An 18784-nucleotide genomic window follows, 5' to 3' on the forward strand; every position below is an offset into this window, starting at 1 on the left:
TTTTATGTTTTTCATTTGTGCTTTGCGGTAGAACCTGGTTTACGTAAAGAGAAGAAAGCGATTACTCAGCAGTTTCTTCTTTCACTTCTTCTTTCGTTTCCGAGACCAAATCTAAAACTTGGTTGTCGATAAGACGAGTCTTACCTAGGAAAGCCGACATTAGAATCACTGCTTGAGTCGATTCTGAAGTGATTGCTTGTAACGTTTTCACATCACAAATGAATATTTCATCCGGTTGTAGGTCTGCTGCGCGCAGTTGGTCTGTTGCATCTTCAATGACAGACGCGTAATCATCACGACCACCACGAATAGCACTGCTGATCCAACGCATAGTGCGCGCTAGAACTGGAGCTCGCTGACGTTCGTCAATCGTTAGGTTGCTATTGCGAGAGCTCATGGCTAAACCATCCATTTCACGAACAGTCGCTACGCCCACAACTTCAATGTCTAGCGCTAAGTCAGTTGTCATCTGGCGAATCACAGCAAGTTGTTGGAAATCTTTCTCACCGAAGCATGCAAAGTCTGGCTGAACGATATTAAACAGTTTCGTGACAATTGTTGATACACCGCGGAAATGACCTGGGCGAGAGGCACCTTCAAGCATATGAGATATACCAGGGACTTCAACAAACGTCTGTTTGTCCAATCCATCTGGGTACATAACCTCTGGTGTTGGCGTAAAGACTAACTCAACACCTTCTCCTGTTAGTTTGTTTAAATCGGCTTCTAACGTACGAGGGTAGTTATTTAGGTCGTCGGCGCGATCAAACTGCATTGGGTTAACAAAAATGCTTACAACAACAATGTCAGCCAGTTCACGAGCTTTCTTGACCAGAGTTAGGTGACCTTCATGTAGGTTTCCCATTGTTGGGACAAAAGCAACCGTACGTCCATCACGCTTAAACTGTTTAATCTGCTCACGAAGAGCCGCTATTTCAGCAAAAGTTTGCATAGTTACTCCTAAGCGATTGTATGAGCATCATCAGGGAAACGTGCGCTCTCTACTTCTTCTTTGTATAGAGCGACGGCTTTACGCATATCACCTGTTTCAGCTAGGAAATTCTTAGAGAATTTCGGCATGTAGTTCGCAGAAATACCGAACATGTCATGCATAACCAAGATCTGACCATCGGTAACATTACCTGCGCCGATGCCAATAACCGGTACGTCACAAGCTTCTGTAATTCTTTTTGCTAATGAAGCTGGTACACATTCAAGAAGAACGATTTGAGCACCTGCATTTTGTAGTGCTAGCGCATCAGCAACCATTTTATCGGCTTGCTCGTTGTCACGACCTTGAACTTTGTAACCACCAAAAATGTTTACCGATTGAGGCGTTAAGCCTAAGTGTGCACATACTGGTACAGCACGTTCTGTTAGCATCTTCACAGTTTCAATCAACCAGCTTCCGCCTTCGATTTTCACCATATTCGCACCAGCGCGCATTAAGGTTGCTGCGTTCTCACAGGCTTGCTCTGGTGTGGCGTAACTCATGAATGGCATGTCAGCCATAAGAAGACAGTTTGGGCTACCGGCACGCACTGAGCGAGTATGGTAAGCAATATCTTCAACGGTTACTGGTAATGTATCGTTACGACCTTGTAGAACCATGCCAAGTGAGTCACCGACAAGTAGAACTGGCATATCTTGGCTTTCGAATAATTGAGCAAAACTCGCATCATAAGCTGTCGACGTCGCGAATTTACGGCCTTCTTGTTTGCACTTGATTAGGTCGTTAATGGTTACTTTTTTCATTGATTTTCCTTAATGCGCTTGGCTATTGCTGCCAAACATTGAGCCCGTTCTTATCTACTTTTTTTAGTAGTTCTGTCAGCTCAGTCCCATCAGGGAGTTGTAAACTTGGTGCGATTTCAGCAAGCGGGTAGAGCACAAACTCTCTTTCTTTCATTCCGTAATGAGGAACGGTTAAGCGCTCTGAATCGATCACCTCATTGCCGTATAACACGATATCGAGATCCAAGGTTCTTGGACCCCAACGCTCGTCTTTACGGACGCGCCCTTGCTCTTGCTCGATCTTTTGAGTGCAATCAAGCAGTTCAATTGGCGTTAATTCGGTTTTAATTGCTACTACCGCGTTGATGTAGTCGGGTTGGTTTTGCGGCCCCATTGGAGTGCTACTATATAGCTGTGAGGTCGCAACAAACGTTGTTCGCGGAAGATTCTTTAGCGTTTCGATAGCCAAGTTTGCTTGGCTAACAGGGTCGGCAAGATTACTGCCGACCGCAATGTAAGCCGTTATCATTCTGATTGCTTACTCTTTTTGTTCCTGTAAGTCTTACGGCGGCGATGACCCGACTTTGATGGTGCTGCTACGTCATTAGCCATCGCTTGACGCATATTGCGTCCTGCTGTCTGATAACGCTCCCACCATTTTGCTAGTTCTTTGGTTTCGCCACCTTCAATTTCGCCACGCATTTCTAGGAAATCGTAGCCAGCACGGAACTTATTGAGTTCCATCAGGCGAACGGCACGTTTACCGTTGCGGCGAGGCAGTCGTAGTTGCAGTTGCCAAACTTCGCGAATGGTTGCGGTATGGCGACGAGGAATCGCAATTGATTTTACTTGTCGATCAAGAATGATGTTACTTGCTTCCATGATCGCATCGTAGTGCGCCATACCCTGTTCAGCGACAAGCTTGTCTGCCAACTTGTTCATTGGGTACCAAAGCATTGCAGCAAACATAAACGCGGGGTTTACTCGCTTGCCATCTTCGATGCGAAGGTCAGTCGAGTCGAGTACCAAATCAAGCATTTGCTCGGTATGTGAGTCGTAGCCTTCTGTGAAGTGCTCCGCTACGGAAGGGAACATCTGCTGGAACAGGTTGTACTCACGCATCAAGTGGTAGGTTTCTAAACCGTGACCTGATTGCAGTAATTTTAGAGACTCTTCGTAAAGGCGCGCTGCTGGAATATCTTTTAGAAGGTGTGCTAACTCTTCAATTGGGTCGGCTGTATCTTCCTCAATATCAAAATCCAGTTTAGCGGCGAAGCGCATTGCACGTAGCATGCGTACTGGGTCTTCGCGGTAACGCGTTTCTGGATCGCCAATCAGGCGGATCAGCTTATCTTCTAAATCTTCTACCCCACCCGCGTAATCGTGGATGCTATAGTCTGCAATGTTGTAGTACATCGCATTGATTGTGAAGTCACGACGTTCTGCATCTTCATCAACATTGCCGTACACGTTATCGCGTAGCAACATACCTTCTTCAGATTGCGCAGAAACGTTTTTCGATGGCTCTTGGTGGTGACCACGGAAAGTTGCTACTTCAATGATGTCACGACCAAACATGATATGTGCCAAGCGAAAACGTCGACCGATAAGGCGACAGTTTCTGAATAGGTGCTTGATTTGCTCTGGCGTTGCGTTGGTCGCGATATCAAAATCTTTTGGCTGAGAGCCTAATAAGATGTCGCGTACACCACCACCGACTAGAAATGCGTCAAAACCCGCACCATTCAGGCGATATAACACTTTAAGTGCATTGTCGCTGATCTGCTTGCGTGAAATATTGTGCTCTTGACGAGTATAAATATTCAGAGCTAATTCGTGGAATCCGCGTTGTTCGCTTGGGGTATTGTCGTTTGTATTCATTAGTTTATAACAAAGTAGGTATCGCCAGCTTTGTTTTTCTCTTAGTCCAAAGTGGTAGTGCAGAGTTTAATTGCGGCTAATAATAGCTTAGCGCGAGCCATTTGAGAACATCGTCTGCTTAGTCACAGGTATTTGTTAGGGTATTTTTATGTATCGTTATTGCGATTTGCCGTTAGTTTCTAACTCATTGCTGTGCTCTTTTTGTAAACTATCAGGTAACTGATTGACGTCCCATTGCTGGCAGCCCCACAATAAAACTTCATCCATTGACGCTTCGAAAAGAGCATTCGGGATATCAAAACCTAAGAATCGCATCGCATTGATTAACGTCGGTTTTGGGTTGTCGAGATCTATCGCGGTGGCATGATTTTGTTTTGACAGTTTATTCCCCAAGCCATCGGTTGCCAATGGTAAGTGCAAGTAGCTCACGGTTTTTTGCTTGAGCGTCTTATACAAACTGATTTGTCGACCTGTTGGTTCTATCAGATCTGCACCTCTAACGACTTCTGTTACCCCTTGTTCGATGTCATCAAGGACAACTGCCAAGTTATAGGCAAACAACCCATCTCTGCGTTTGATAATAAAATCTTCTTCAGCCAATGCTTTGGGAATTTGAATCGTGCCGTGACGAACATCATCAAAGGACTCGATGGGAAAGTCCATACACAAGCGCACCGCCTGTTCGCCTGAATCAACCAAACCTTTGTCTCGGCAGTGGCCACTATAAAACCCACCCAAGGACTTTATCTGCTTACGGGTACATTGACAGTAGTAGGCCTGATTGTCAGTGACCCATTGATCAATTTGAGCTTGATATAGGTCATGACGCTGGCTTTGATAAACGACTTCACCGTCCCAATACAGGTGGTAAGCCTCAAGCGTCTTAAGAATGAGGTCTGCAGCGCCAGCCATTTCTCTTGGTGGATCGAGGTCTTCCATACGAACTAACCATTGTCCTTGGTTAGATTTCGCTTGAAAGTAGCTACCAAGAGCAGCAACCAGTGAGCCAAAATGAAGAGGACCTGACGGTGATGGTGCAAAGCGTCCGATATAATTCATAAGTGAAAACCTAATCTTGATGGTACCGCAGTAGCCGATTCTTAAGACGTTTGGCGATTAGTTTATCGCTATCAACAACGATATAAACCGCTTTTTAGAACAAACAAAAAAGGGAGCCAAAGCTCCCTTTCTTTACATCCGCAAGAATTAACCTTGCATCTGTTTCTCTTTGATCTCTGCAAGTGTTTTACAGTCAATACAAAGGTCAGCAGTTGGACGAGCTTCAAGACGACGAATACCAATCTCGACACCGCAAGAGTCGCAGAAGCCGAAATCGTCTTCTTCGATCTTATCTAGTGTCTTCTCAATTTTCTTGATAAGACGGCGCTCACGGTCACGGTTACGTAACTCTAGGCTGAATTCTTCTTCTTGAGAAGCTCGGTCAACAGGATCTGGAAAATTCGCTGCTTCGTCCTGCATGTGGTGCACAGTACGATCAACTTCTTCCCTGAGCTGGTTGCGCCAAGCTGATAAAATTTTTGTAAAATGTTCCGTTTGCTCAGGTGACATGTACTCTTCACCTGTCTTTGCTTGGTACGGTTCAACACCTGCGATGGCTAGGATGCCTAGCGCTTTTTTCTTAGATTCTGGCATACAGCATCTCCTATTTACACCTAGTCAACTGCAAAGCAGCTAATTTTAAGGCGGGTATCTATAGCAGAAAGAACGAATGGTGGCAAATACTCTTGTTAAAACTTGCAATCAATGTGAATAGTTCAGCATTTTTGCTTAGCTATTGATAAATTCAACGGCTTGTTTTAGTTGTATTTGAGTACTGCTGAGCTCTGCTTTATAGCAAAGCACTTCAACTCCAGCGTCTTGTGCTTGTTTTAGTAATAACGAATATTTGGCGTCTATATGGTGTGCCGCAGACACTTTTTCAATGCCTGAATGTAAAACAGTGAATAAAAGTACGGCTCTACTTCCAGATTCGACCATTTCTGTGAGTTCTCGCAGATGTTTTTGGCCTCTAGTTGTCACTGCATCAGGGAAAAAACCTTGCCCTTCGGTCGACACTTGTTGTTTAGTTGATATTTGTTGCTTAGTTGACACTTGTTCGTCGAGCAAAGTGACGCTTTTTACTTCGATATAGCAAGGCGGCTTTTCGTTATCTTCAAGCAGAATATCAATGCGACTATTCTCACTGCCATATTTCACTTCGGTTCGTAACGCGTTATAACCTAAGAGTTCAACTATAGTCCCATTTTCAATTGCTTCCACCGCTAGCTGGTTTGCCCGCGCAGTATTTACACAAATACGGTGACCTTTGTCTGTTTCTGAGATCTCCCAGCTGTTTGGGTACTTTCTTTTTGCATTGTCTGACGTTGAGTACCACACCGTATTGCCAGGAGTCGCACATCCTGTCATCGCTCCGGTGTTAGCGCAGTGGATAGTACGCTCGCTGCCGTCTGGAAGTTGGATGTCAGTGAGAAAGCGTTTATAGCGTTTAATAAGAGTCGCTGGCTCTAATGGAGGATTGAAGTGCATATTACTTATTTAGAGAGGTAGGTTTTTATGTACAATGTTGCCAACATTACACCACAAGGTTCACCCATTGCCACAACTGCCCATAGAAGCTGTGATGCCAGATCTGCTCGCTGGCGTACAAACACACACTCAACTTATTCTAAAGGCCGCTCCCGGTGCAGGTAAGTCAACATTCTTCCCTTTACAGTTGGTTAAGACTAATGCCGTTCAAGGCAAAATCATTATGCTTGAACCAAGGCGTTTGGCTGCAAGGAATATTGCTACTTACTTAGCGAGCCAACTAGGAGAGAAAGTGGGAGAGAGCATAGGTTTTAGGGTTCGTGGTGAATCTAAAATCAGTAGTGCGACTCGCTTGGAAATCGTGACTGAAGGGATCATGACGAGAATGATCCAAACCGACCCTGAATTGACCGGGGTTGATATGGTGATCTTTGATGAATTTCATGAACGCAGCATTCACGCAGATACTGCATTGGCGTTTAGCTTGGAGATCCAAGATGCGCTGCGTGACGATCTAAAAGTGGTGGTGATGTCGGCAACCTTAGATCAACACGCTCTGCAATCTTTGTTACCTGATGCCAAGTATGTTGAATCGCAAGGCCGAACTTTCCCTGTCGACTTCCGCTATCAGCCATTAGGCTCGAATGAATATTTAGCACCTAAGATGGCCAACGTGATTCGTTCTCTGATGGAGAAAGAATCGGGTTCACTTTTGGCTTTCTTACCGGGTGTCTCGGCGATAAAACAAGTGGAATCACAACTTGGGCAACTTGTCAGTGATATTGACGTGTGTCCGTTGTATGGCCAATTGAGTTTTGAACAGCAGCAGAGAGCGATCGCGCCATCGGTGAAAAGTCGTCGAAAAGTGGTATTGGCCACTAACATTGCGGAAACCTCTTTGACGATTGAGGGGATTCGTTTAGTGGTTGATTCGGGGTTAGAACGAGTTGCAAAGTTTGATTTGAAAACCGGTATTACCAAGCTTGAACAAGTGAAAATTTCGCAGTCTTCTGCTGAGCAAAGAGCGGGTCGAGCAGGGCGAATCGAAGAGGGCTTGTGTGTTCGCTTGTACAGCGAAACACAGCTTATGCAGCAACCTGCTGTACCAGAACCTGAAATTCTTCATTCTGATTTGTCTTCGTTGGTGTCTGAATTGACGCAATGGGGCGCTGCGAGTGCTGAGGAACTGCAATGGTTAGACGTTCCACCAAAAGCTTCAACAGAACAAGGTAAGCAACTCTTACAAAATCTGGAACTGTTAGACGCTAATGGGCAGTTCACTTCGATCGGTAAGCAAGCCCAGCGCCTAGGTATTGAGCCGCGTATCGCTAGTATGCTGATCAAAGCTCAGCAAAACAGTCCAGCCTTGTTGAATGTCGCGATTGTCGCTGCCGCTTTACTCGAAGATCCGGAACGCAATGTGACGGATATTCAACACTCGCTACATCGACTTAAGCAAAGAAAGCACTCGAAAAACAGTGTTGTGATGCAGCGAGCGAAAAGTCTCGCCAGCAAACTCAATCATCACTTAGATTTGTCACAAGTTGACGAATCATTGCTACCATTAGTGCTTTGTTTTGCATTCCCAGACCGAATTGCACAAGCGAGAAGTGCGAGCAGCAGTGCTTTTCTTCTGGCGAATGGTCACGGTGCTGAAGTTCGTGATGATGATCCATTGGCGAATAATGACTATATCGTTGTGATTGATTTGATGCGCAGCACAGGGCGAGCCAGTCAAGTTTTCTTAGCTACCGCGGTTGATATTGCGCAGCTAGAAGTTGAATTTCCAAAACTGTTTGTGTGTTCCGATTACGCCGATTGGGATGAGAAGCGTGGTCGCTTAGTGGCAGAGCAGCGAGTGTCTTTGGGGAAGTTGATTATCAGCACCAAAGCTTTACCAGAACCCGATGCGAATCAGGCGAGCCAAGCGCTACTCAATTATATCGCTCGCTGCGGACTGGAGTGCTTACATTGGACGTCTTCAGCTAAACAGCTCGTTGAGCGTGTACGCTGCGCACAGCTTTGGATGCCAGAGCATGATTGGCCAGCGATGGATGATGCGAGTTTGATTGAACATCTTGATGAGTGGCTATCACCCTATCTGAATGGCATTAAGTCAGCCAAAGGGCTGTCGAATGTATCGATTGAACAAGCATTGTCGGCTTATCTTGGCTGGCCTCTGAATCAAGAAATAGATCAATGGCTACCGACTAATTACCTGATGCCAACGGGCAGTAAGAAGTCGATTCGTTATCAATATAAATCTGAGCCAATGATCTCTGTTCGAATGCAGGAAGTCTTTGGTGAGCAAGATTCCCCCTTGATTGCCCAAGGGCGTAAAAAGGTGGTGCTTGAGTTGCTTTCTCCTGCGCAACGACCACTGCAAATTACTCAGGATTTAGCCGGCTTTTGGGCTGGCGCGTACAAAGAAGTACAAAAAGAGATGAAAGGCCGTTACCCAAAACATCCTTGGCCGGATGACCCTGCTAATCATGTAGCAACCACTAAAACTAAACGACAGTTGAACCGATGATGACCAAAATGTTAACGCCAAAAAAGGCACCACCTAAAAAAGCGCCAGCAAAGAAGTCACCAGCGACGAAAGGCAAGCCTAGAAAGCCAAGAGCAGCAGCGAAAAAGACTAAACCTAAGGCTAAGCCGTCTGGTAAGAGAGGTTGGTTGAAGATTCTGTGGGGCATTTCTTGGAAAGCTGGCTTAGCACTTGCCGCATTGCTGTTGTTCGTCGGTATTTATCTGGATTCAGTGGTTAAGCAGCGTTTTGAAGGTCAGCTTTTTGATCTGCCAACCGTTGTTTATGCTCGTGTGTTGGATCTGTCTCCGGGGACTGCGGTGAGTTTGGTACAGGTTAAGAATGAACTGGATGTACTTAATTACCGTAAAGTGAATTCTCCTCGTCACCCAGGTGAGTACTCTTCTTCTTCAACCAAGATTGAAATGATTCGTCGTCCGTTCGAGTTTGTCGACGGGCCGGAAGCGGATCGTCATGTGATGCTACATTTCAACGGTAACGAGTTAACTCGTATACAGTCGCTAGAGAAGAAAGGCGACATGGGCTATCTACGTGTTGAACCGAAAATGCTGGGTATGCTTGAAAAAAGTAACGATGAGCAACGCCTGTTCTTAAAACGTAATCAGTTCCCAGAAGTGATGGTTGATGCCTTATTAGCAACTGAAGACCGAAGCTTCTATCAACACGATGGGGTATCGCCACTGGCAATCGCTCGTGCAATGGTCGTTAACGTCAAAGCTGGGCGAACGGTACAGGGTGGTAGCACGCTGACACAACAGTTGGCAAAAAACCTATTCCTGTCCAGTGAGCGTACATTGTGGCGTAAGGTTCGTGAAGCCTACATTGCGCTTATCTTGGACCATCGTTACAGCAAAGACCGTATTCTAGAGGCTTACTTAAACGAGGTTTACCTTGGACAAAATGGTGGGCAAGCGATTCATGGTTTCGGCTTGGCATCTCGTTTGTATTTCGGCCAGCCTATTCAAGAGTTAAGAATTGATCAGTTGGCACTGCTGGTGGGTATGGTGAAAGGACCGTCGTATTACAATCCGGTTCGTTACCCTGAGCGTGCTAAGACTCGACGCGATTTGGTTCTACGTTTGCTGATGCAACAAGACATATTAACTCCGCGACAATACGAAGAGGCGGCGAGTCGTGATTTGGATATTCAAGACAACCCACGTATTGCTAGCCGTCAGCCAGCTTACTTCCAGCAAGTAAACATTGAGCTTAAGAAGTATGTAGGCGATCGATTTGAAGCGAAAAAAGGGATTCGAGTCTTTACCTCTCTGGATCCCGTTTCCCAAGACAAGTTAGAAAAGTCGATTGCTCGTAAAGTGCCTGATTTATCGAAAACGGCAGGTAACAAACTGGAAGCCGCAGCTATTGCCGTGGATCGCAATACTGGTGAAATTCGAGCGATGGTCGGCGGTAAACGTACCGGTTACGATGGTTTTAACCGTGCTTTGAACGCGAGTCGCCCTATTGGTTCTTTGGTTAAACCTGCAATCTACTTAACCGCATTGGAACAACCTCAGAAGTATACGTTGGCGACAACATTGAAGGACACCCCACTGAGCTTGAAAGGCAGTAAGGGCAGCGTATGGAGTCCAAGAAACTTCGATCGTAAGTTCCGTGGCGATGTACCCTTGTATGTTGCGCTTTCTAAGTCTTACAACGTACCAACGGTTCGCTTGGGGATGCAGTTAGGCATTGATAGCGTCTCAGATATCATTGGAAAGCTGGGTGTCGATAAAAACGAAATTCGCCCAGTACCGTCGATGTTTTTGGGTTCGTTCTCACTGACTCCGTTCCAAGTCGCTCAGATGTACCAAACCATTACCAACTCTGGTCGCATTGCGCCTTTGTCTGCGCTTCGTTCGGTTATTGATAATGATGGTGAGGTTCTGTATCAGTCTATCCCTCGTGTATCGCAAAGCGTTGACCAGCAAGCTGCTTGGTTAACAACGTATGCCATGAAGCGTGGTGTATCAGAAGGTACAGGTCGTTTCTTACAAGGTCAGTTTGCATGGGCGGGATTAGCCGGTAAAACGGGTACCAGTAATGACAGCCGTGACAGTTGGTTCGTGGGTGTTGATGGTCGTGAAGTCACGACGATTTGGTTAGGCCGAGATGATAATAAACCGACTAAACTAACCGGTTCTAGCGGTGCGTTGCGTGTCTATGCCGATTATCTGAAGCAAAGAACCCCTGAACAACTATTACTGCCTTGGCCAACAGGAATTGCGACCGCTAGCTTTACTCGAACTTCTGAAGGGGCGTTAGAGTTTGACTGTGGTGGTACAGTCAAATTGCCGGTCTGGGATGAAAGTGGCAGCATTAAAAAGGGCTGTGAAAGTCAACCAAAACAGTGGCTAAAGAAGCTTTTTCAGTGGTAAAGTCATAACAGAAAAGAATGACAAGGATAGTTTAGATAATGATTTCTCGTTGGTTAGTGAGTAGCTTGGGTATTGTCGGTACTGTGATCAGTTTTCAACTGTTTGCCGCTACTGCAGCACAGGTTGATTCATCAGAACATGTTGAACTTAAACAAGCTCATAAAAGGCCAACCGTTGCTGTCGTTCTTGCTGGTGGTGGGGCAAAAGGTGCAGCTCACATCGGTGTGCTTAAAGCCCTAGAAGAGATGCAAATTCCGGTTGATTACATTACCGGTACCAGCATGGGCGCATACGTTGGTGGTCTTTATGCGACAGGGATGAGCGCTGATGAGATCGAGAGCTTTATTTATACGGTTAATTGGAATCGTGGTTATCGCGATCGCGTTAACCGTAGTGATCGCCGTGTGCGAGACAAAGAATATGAAGACCGTTATCAACTGAATACCGATCTCGGTTTAGGTTGGGGCGAAATCAAAGCCAGAAAAGGTGTGGTTCAAGGTCAGAATATGTTGCGTATTCTGCGCGAGACCACTGGTAATTTATCTCCCCTCGATTCTTTCGACAGCCTCGCTATTCCATATCGCTCTGTCGCAACCGATATTATCGACCTTGAAGAAGTCGTGATCGATCATGGTCACCTTGTTGATGCGATGATGGCGAGTATGTCAGTACCTGGAGCACTTCCTCCTTATGAAGTTGATGGGCGAATGTTGGTCGATGGTGGTGTCACCAATAACATGCCTGTTGATGTTGCTAGAGCGATGGGTGCTGACATAGTTATTGCGATTGATATCAGTACTAACTACAAAAGCAAAGAAGACTTCACTAACTTTTTAGCCGCAGCAGACCAACTCTCTAATTACCTTGTTCAACGCAGCACTCAAGAGCAAGCCGCGACGTTAACAGACGATGATTTTTTCCTACGTCCTGATGTTGGGCAAATGGAGACCACCGAGTTCGATAAAATGCCGACGGCTTATCATGCTGGATACGAAGCAACAAGGCAGTATACGGATCAGCTTTCTAAGTTGGCGCTCTCTAACGCAGACTATCAAAAGTATATTGATCAGAAACAGCAAGCTCGAAAGCAGCTAAAACATGGCGACCAGACTGTCGTTGGTAGAGTTATTATTAACAACAACACCCACTATTCAGATAAGTTAATCGAAAATCGTTTAAACCTCGATTCTGGTCAGGTTATTAAAACCAGTGAAATCGAATCTAAAGTGAAAGATCTTTATGCCTTAGATCGGTTCGAGTTGGTTACTTATGAATTTGAAAATGTTGATGGTGAGGATCAACTTCTGGTCGATGTGAACGAAAAATCTTGGGGTCCAAACTACCTCAATTTTCGATTCTTTCTTGAAGATGATTTCTCTACAACCAGCCAGTACTCGCTCGGTGTCTCTGCCAACTTTACCGATATTAATAAGCATGGTGCAGAGCTAAGAACTAATATCGAGATGGGAACGGACAAACGCATTGAGGCGGAACTCTTCTCACCATTCTTTTCGAGTCAAAAGTTGTTCACATCTGTGTCTATTGCTTACAGCAACCAGAATCGAAACCTGCCAGCAGGAATCGGCGAGATTGGAGAACCTACACTGGATGCAACCAAAGACTACTTACCAATGTCTTATCAAGAGTATCTGAGTGAATTTGCATTGGGCTATCAACCGACATTGTGGCAAGAGCTGAAATTTGGTGCACGTTATACCGATGGCAGTATTGAGGTGGCATCATTACCTTCACTAGGAAGTGGTGGCTATAAACGTATTGGTGCCTTTGCCAGTTATAGATTGGATACTTTGGATAACTTCAGTCTTCCTACCGAAGGTTATTTTGTCGATTTAGAATACCTTATCTCTCATGACGATTTTGAGAATGAGAGCTCTAATGGTGGTTCAGATTTCTCTTCTGAGAGTGATACAGTCTTTGAACTTTCGGCCAATTTTATGGCAGCACAAAGCATTGAAAAGCATACTTTAGTCGCAAAGGTTGATTACGGCATCGTAGAAAGTAAAAACTCAGTCTTTCCGATTGATCCGAAAGAGCTAGGAGGGTTCCTTAATCTATCCGGTATTCCAAGAAATAGTTTGATCGGTCAGAACTTAGCTTACACCAGTTTGATCTACCGTTATAAGTGGTTTGAAAATGACTTCGGCCTCTTTGAATCACCGTTCTACGTGGGTGCCTCTATTGAACATGGTGGTGTTTGGTCGAACAATGACTTAAAACTGGATGAAGCTCCAATGTATACTGCAGGCTCTGTTTTTGCGGGTGTCGACTCACCCATCGGGCCGATCATATTAGCTTATGGTCGAACCGAAGATAACTTTGATTCGGTGTACCTGATTGTCGGTACTTCCTACAAATAATCATGCGTAGAGTCACCGTTTAACTGCGTAAATAGGCAAAAATAGTGGGACTTTCGTCTTAACTTGCTATGTTGGTCAAAATGATAAGATTTTAATTTAACGTTAAATTTGCTATTCTACCGCCCACAGTTTGGCCTCTATGATGCCGCTCATCAATACAAATTGAATGACAAAAATGGCAATGGAGAGCCAAGTTTCCAAGGATGTTCGCTTCTTTATTTTACTAATAATTATGAAGGTAAGAAGTGAACCGCAATGAGAGGAAAAAAGTCGTGCTTGAAGCCTACCGTAAACACGTCGAAGAACGTGCCGCCGAGGGAGTTGTCCCAAGACCACTAGATGCTGAGCAAGTCGCTGGCCTAGTTGAACTTCTAAAGAATCCACCTCAAGGTGAAGAAGAAATCATTCTTGACCTACTAGAAAATCGCATTCCACCGGGTGTAGATGAAGCTGCTTACGTAAAAGCTGGCTTCCTTACGGCTATCACTAAAGGTGAAGTAGCTTCTCCACTAGTAAGCAAAGCAAAAGCTGCACAACTGCTTGGTACTATGCAAGGTGGTTACAACATCGAGTCTCTAGTGTCTCTGTTAGACGATGCTGAGCTTGCTCCAATCGCAGTTAAAGCCCTGTCTCATACTCTACTGATGTTCGATGCGTTTTACGATGTAGAAGATAAAGCGAAAGCAGGTAATGCTTCAGCACAACAAGTACTTCAATCTTGGGCTGATGCTGAATGGTTTACAGCGAAAAACAAAGTAGCGGAAAAGATCACCGTTAAAGTATTTAAAGTTACCGGTGAAACTAACACTGATGACTTATCACCAGCGCCTGATGCATGGTCACGTCCTGATATCCCAGTGCACGCGAAAGCGATGCTGAAGATGGAACGTGATGGCATTACTCCTGATGAACAGGGTAGCGTTGGTCCAATCAATCAAATTGAAGAAATGCAAAAAGACGGCATTCCACTGGCTTACGTTGGTGATGTTGTTGGTACAGGTTCTTCACGTAAATCGGCAACAAACTCAGTACTTTGGTTTATGGGTGAAGATATCCCATTCGTACCAAACAAGCGTACTGGCGGTGTTTGTCTGGGTGGTAAAATTGCACCAATCTTCTACAACACAATGGAAGATTCAGGCGCACTACCCATTGAACTGAACGTACAAGACATGAACATGGGCGATGTCATTGATATCTACCCGTACGAAGGTGTTGTTCACAAGAACGGTTCTGTGATTTCAAACTTTGAGCTAAGCAAAGTACTTCTTGATGAAGTGCGTGCTGGTGGCCGTATTCCACTGATCATTGGTCGTGGCCTAACGGGTCGTGCTCGTGATGCTCTAGGCCTAGCTGAAACCGATCTGTTTGCTAAACCAATCGATCCTTCTGCTTCTGATAAAGGCTACACATTAGCTCAGAAGATGGTAGGTAAAGCGTGTGGCGTTGAAGGTGTGCGTGCGGGTCAGTACTGCGAACCTAAAATGACGACAGTGGGTTCTCAAGATACTACGGGTCCTATGACGCGTGATGAGCTGAAAGATCTGGCTTGTCTTGGCTTCTCTGCGGATCTTGTGATGCAGTCTTTCTGTCACACATCAGCATACCCGAAACCAGTTGATGTAAACACTCACCATACACTGCCTGATTTCATCATGAACCGTGCAGGTGTTTCACTTCGTCCGGGTGATGGTGTTATCCACTCATGGTTAAACCGTATGCTTCTTCCTGATACTGTAGGTACAGGTGGTGACTCGCATACTCGTTTCCCTCTAGGTATTTCATTCCCTGCTGGTTCTGGTTTGGTAGCATTTGCTGCGGCAACAGGCGTTATGCCTCTTGATATGCCTGAATCTATCTTGGTTCGCTTTAAAGGCGAAATGCAACCGGGTATCACACTACGTGACTTAGTACATGCAATTCCGCTTTACGGTATCAAGCAAGGTCTACTAACGGTAGAGAAAGCAGGAAAGATCAATGAGTTCTCTGGTCGTGTACTAGAAATCGAAGGTGTTGAGCACCTATCTGTTGAGCAAGCATTTGAACTTTCAGATGCATCAGCAGAGCGTTCTGCGGCAGGTTGTACGGTTAAGCTATCTCAAGAGTCTATCGATGAGTACCTGAACTCGAATATCGTTATGCTTAAGTGGATGATCGCTGAAGGTTACGGTGATGTTCGTACGATTGAGCGTCGTATCACGGCAATGGAAGAGTGGTTAGCGAACCCTGAGTTGCTATCTGCTGATTCAGATGCGGAATACGCGCACGTTATCGAGATTGATCTTGCTGACATCGATCAACCAATCCTATGTGCGCCAAACGATCCAGATGATGCTCGTCTTCTTTCTGACGTTCAAGGCACTGAGATTCAAGAAGTGTTCATCGGTTCTTGTATGACCAACATCGGTCACTTCCGTGCTGCAGGTAAGATGCTAGAAGAGTTTAATGGCTCTTTAAATACTCGCCTATGGGTTGCTCCGCCAACTAAGATGGATAAAGACCAACTGACAGAAGAAGGCTACTACGGCATCTTCGGTCGTGCTGGGGTTCGTATTGAAACTCCGGGTTGTTCATTATGTATGGGTAACCAAGCTCGTGTTGCTGATGCTTCGACGGTTATGTCTACGTCTACTCGTAACTTCCCGAACCGTTTAGGTAATGGTGCGAACGTTTATCTAGCTTCTGCTGAACTTTCTGCTGTTGGTGCGATTCTTGGTCGTATCCCAACTAAAGAAGAGTACTTAGCGTACGCTGAGAAGATCAATGCAACCGCTGCTGATACATACCGTTACCTGAATTTCCATAAAATGGGTCAGTACACGGACAAAGCAGACACGGTTATCTTCCAAGAGCCAGCATAAGCGGTTAATGGAGTGCGATAAAGTGCTTACTGCGTTGCAGTAAAATACTCGCTGCTAATACAACGCCTTCTCTTTGTGAGAAGGCGTTTTTGTTTCTGCGTTCTAATAGTTCGTTTGATGTTGAATGAATCAAGCTCGATCTCCAATAGACTTCGCTATATACTCTCGCCTCATTTTTTACCCTATCTGTCATTAGTGCGCGGAGCCTTTATGGAATTTGAATTTACACGAAACACTTTAATGGGCGAGTACTATGTAAAGTGCAGCATGGGTCATGAAATTGTTGGCCGCTGGCTTCAAGAAGAGATCGGGAAAGATAAGCAGAAACTGGATCATGTGATGGCGTTGATTGAGCAATCTCGACAAGATCTGAGCAATGAAGTGACGCTACTAGGCAAAGAGATCAGCCTAGCGATCAACGAAGACGACGTAACGATTCAAGAAAATGTGCTAGGGCACGAACAAGAGATGGAAGAGGGCAGTGAGTTCGATTTCTATAATTGTGAAAGCGAAGCAAGCTGTGGAATTGACGATTTCGAGTTGCTCATCGAACGTTGGATTGATTTTTTAGGTTACTAGTTGCTAATGATTTTGCATCGTGAAAGTTTCGTTGCCCAAAACTAGAGCAACGACAGTGCAACGCATTAAGATAGTGAAAAGGCCGCACCACATTGGTGCGGCCTTTTTCGTTTCTAAAACGGTATTGTTTCTATTTTATTTAAAATCAACAAGTTAAATTTCTGGCACGCTACTTGGATTGTAATAAGAGTATTAACGGATTAAGTGAAGAATTTAAGGAAAGAATATGAAATTAATAAATGCCATTGTAAAGCCATTCAAATTAGACGATGTACGCGAAGCGCTCTCTGATGTGGGTATTGAAGGTATGACGGTTTCTGAAGTGAAAGGCTTTGGTCGTCAGAAGGGGCACACTGAATTGTATCGTGGTGCAGAGTACCAGGTGGACTTCCTACCCAAGGTAAAGCTAGAGATTGCAACCCAAGCTGAAAATGTTGACCGAGTTGTTGAAGCGATTAGCCAAGCGGCGCACACCGGAAAAATCGGCGATGGCAAAATTTTTGTGTATGACCTAAGCCAAGCCGTACGAATTCGTACTGGTGAAATGGATGCTGAAGCACTTTAAAGAATTACAAGGACTGGAGACTTTAATATGGAACTTACAACAACAGTAACGGAACTACGTTACGCACTAGACACTTTTTTCTTCCTCATCTCAGGTGCGTTGGTCATGTGGATGGCTGCAGGCTTCGCAATGCTTGAAGCTGGTCTAGTTCGTTCGAAGAACACCACAGAAATTTTAACTAAGAACATTTGTTTGTACGCGATTGCTTGTACGACTTTCTTAGTCGTTGGTTACAACATTATGTATGTCGATAACGGCGAAGGTGGCTGGTTACCGTCATTTGGTACTCTGATTGGTACTCAAGGCGAAGGTGCAGACCACTCATTAGAATCAGACTTCTTCTTCCAAGTCGTTTTCGTTGCAACAGCAATGTCTGTGGTATCTGGCGCGGTTGCTGAGCGAATGAAACTTTGGTCATTCCTTATCTTCTCTGTCGTGCTAACAGCATTCATCTACCCAATGGAAGGTTACTGGACTTGGGGCGGTGGTTTTCTATCAGAAGCCGGTTTCAGTGACTTTGCTGGTTCAGGTATCGTACATATGGCTGGTGCTTCAGCAGCCTTAGCGGGTGTGCTTCTACTGGGGGCCCGTAAAGGTAAATATGGTAAGAACGGTGAGATCTACCCGATTCCTGGTTCAAACATGCCACTGGCAACGCTAGGTACATTTATCCTTTGGTTTGGTTGGTTCGGTTTCAACGGTGGTTCTCAACTTATGGTTTCTGACTTTGAGAACGCGACAGCGGTTGGCCAAATCTTCCTTAACACCAACGCAGCAGCAGCAGCAGGTGCTATCGCAGCACTACTAGTATGTAAAACGACTTGGGGTAAAGCTGACCTAACAATGATTCTTAACGGCGCGTTAGCTGGCCTAGTAGCAATCACTGCAGATCCTTTATCACCATCACCTCTATTTGCTGTAGCGATTGGTTCGGTATCTGGTGCATTGGTTGTATTCAGCATCATCGCTCTAGACAAAGCTAAGATTGATGATCCAGTAGGTGCTATATCGGTACACGGTGTGTGTGGTTTCTTCGGTCTAATGGCTGTGCCACTAAGCAATGCTGATGCAACGTTTGGTGCTCAACTATTGGGTGCAGCAGTAATCTTTGCATGGGTATTCGGTGCTAGCCTAGCGGTATGGGCAGTGCTTAAAGCAACAATCGGTATCCGAGTAACTGAAGATGAAGAACTTGAAGGTATGGACATGCACGATTGTGGTGTCGGCGCCTATCCAGAGTTTGTGTCTGTAAAATAGAACATTATGTATTAATCCATAATTTACAAATATTTACATATTACCCACTTGAA

Annotated in this window: 14 protein-coding genes; 7 read left to right on the top strand and 7 right to left on the bottom strand. The window is 45.1% G+C overall.

Features of this window, described 5'->3' with window-relative positions; all coding sequences use genetic code 11:
- Window positions 1-61 precede the first annotated feature (61 nt).
- The 7 genes from panC to sfsA form a co-directional block, all read right to left on the bottom strand.
- Window positions 62-952: a pantoate--beta-alanine ligase gene (gene panC / locus AB4180_RS04765; RefSeq protein ID WP_012604734.1), complete on the bottom strand. Its 891-nt coding sequence runs from the start codon at window positions 950-952 to the stop codon at window positions 62-64.
- 8 nt (window positions 953-960) lie between these two features.
- Window positions 961-1755, bottom strand: coding sequence for a 3-methyl-2-oxobutanoate hydroxymethyltransferase (gene panB, locus AB4180_RS04770; RefSeq protein WP_009847585.1), 795 nt, complete (start codon window positions 1753-1755; stop codon window positions 961-963).
- Window positions 1756-1777: 22 nt separating this feature from the next.
- Window positions 1778-2263, bottom strand: coding sequence for a 2-amino-4-hydroxy-6-hydroxymethyldihydropteridine diphosphokinase (gene folK, locus AB4180_RS04775; protein WP_102249153.1), 486 nt, complete (start codon window positions 2261-2263; stop codon window positions 1778-1780).
- The gene (gene pcnB / locus AB4180_RS04780) at window positions 2260-3615 is read right to left on the bottom strand and encodes a polynucleotide adenylyltransferase PcnB (RefSeq protein ID WP_009847583.1); all 1356 of its coding nucleotides are present in this window, start codon (window positions 3613-3615) and stop codon (window positions 2260-2262) included. Before pcnB ends, folK begins: the two co-directional genes overlap by 4 nt.
- Before the next feature lie 156 nt (window positions 3616-3771).
- Window positions 3772-4674 (bottom strand): tRNA glutamyl-Q(34) synthetase GluQRS, encoded by a 903-nt coding sequence (gene gluQRS / locus AB4180_RS04785; protein ID WP_102249152.1) that lies wholly within the window; start codon window positions 4672-4674, stop codon window positions 3772-3774.
- A 147-nt stretch (window positions 4675-4821) separates the two neighbouring features.
- Entirely contained in the window at window positions 4822-5268 is a 447-nt protein-coding gene (gene dksA, locus AB4180_RS04790; protein ID WP_009847581.1) for an RNA polymerase-binding protein DksA, read from the bottom strand.
- A gap of 135 nt (window positions 5269-5403) precedes the next feature.
- A complete protein-coding gene (sfsA, locus tag AB4180_RS04795) occupies window positions 5404-6162 on the bottom strand; it encodes a DNA/RNA nuclease SfsA (protein WP_102249151.1) in 759 nt (252 codons plus the stop codon).
- Between the two features lie 94 nt (window positions 6163-6256).
- Here sfsA and hrpB point away from each other — a divergent pair, with 94 nt between their 5' ends.
- From hrpB to AB4180_RS04830, 7 genes are all read left to right on the top strand, one after another.
- Complete coding sequence (gene hrpB / locus AB4180_RS04800; RefSeq protein ID WP_241909247.1) at window positions 6257-8695, top strand: ATP-dependent helicase HrpB; 2439 nt, start codon at window positions 6257-6259, stop codon at window positions 8693-8695.
- Entirely contained in the window at window positions 8692-11091 is a 2400-nt protein-coding gene (gene mrcB / locus AB4180_RS04805; RefSeq protein WP_102249149.1) for a penicillin-binding protein 1B, read from the top strand. Before hrpB ends, mrcB begins: the two co-directional genes overlap by 4 nt.
- Before the next feature lie 38 nt (window positions 11092-11129).
- Window positions 11130-13469, top strand: coding sequence for a patatin-like phospholipase family protein (locus tag AB4180_RS04810; RefSeq protein WP_102249148.1), 2340 nt, complete (start codon window positions 11130-11132; stop codon window positions 13467-13469).
- A 272-nt stretch (window positions 13470-13741) separates the two neighbouring features.
- Window positions 13742-16330, top strand: coding sequence for a bifunctional aconitate hydratase 2/2-methylisocitrate dehydratase (gene acnB / locus AB4180_RS04815; RefSeq protein WP_029223086.1), 2589 nt, complete (start codon window positions 13742-13744; stop codon window positions 16328-16330).
- 210 nt (window positions 16331-16540) lie between these two features.
- Entirely contained in the window at window positions 16541-16909 is a 369-nt protein-coding gene (locus tag AB4180_RS04820; protein WP_029223087.1) for a YacL family protein, read from the top strand.
- Window positions 16910-17135: 226 nt separating this feature from the next.
- Window positions 17136-17474, top strand: coding sequence for a P-II family nitrogen regulator (gene glnK / locus AB4180_RS04825; protein ID WP_004738200.1), 339 nt, complete (start codon window positions 17136-17138; stop codon window positions 17472-17474).
- Between the two features lie 27 nt (window positions 17475-17501).
- A complete protein-coding gene (locus AB4180_RS04830) occupies window positions 17502-18731 on the top strand; it encodes an ammonium transporter (protein ID WP_017097325.1) in 1230 nt (409 codons plus the stop codon).
- Window positions 18732-18784: the final 53 nt, after the last annotated feature.

It is taken from the genome of Vibrio sp. 10N.286.49.C3 (assembly GCF_041469545.1).
Taxonomy (GTDB): domain Bacteria; phylum Pseudomonadota; class Gammaproteobacteria; order Enterobacterales; family Vibrionaceae; genus Vibrio; species Vibrio tasmaniensis_A.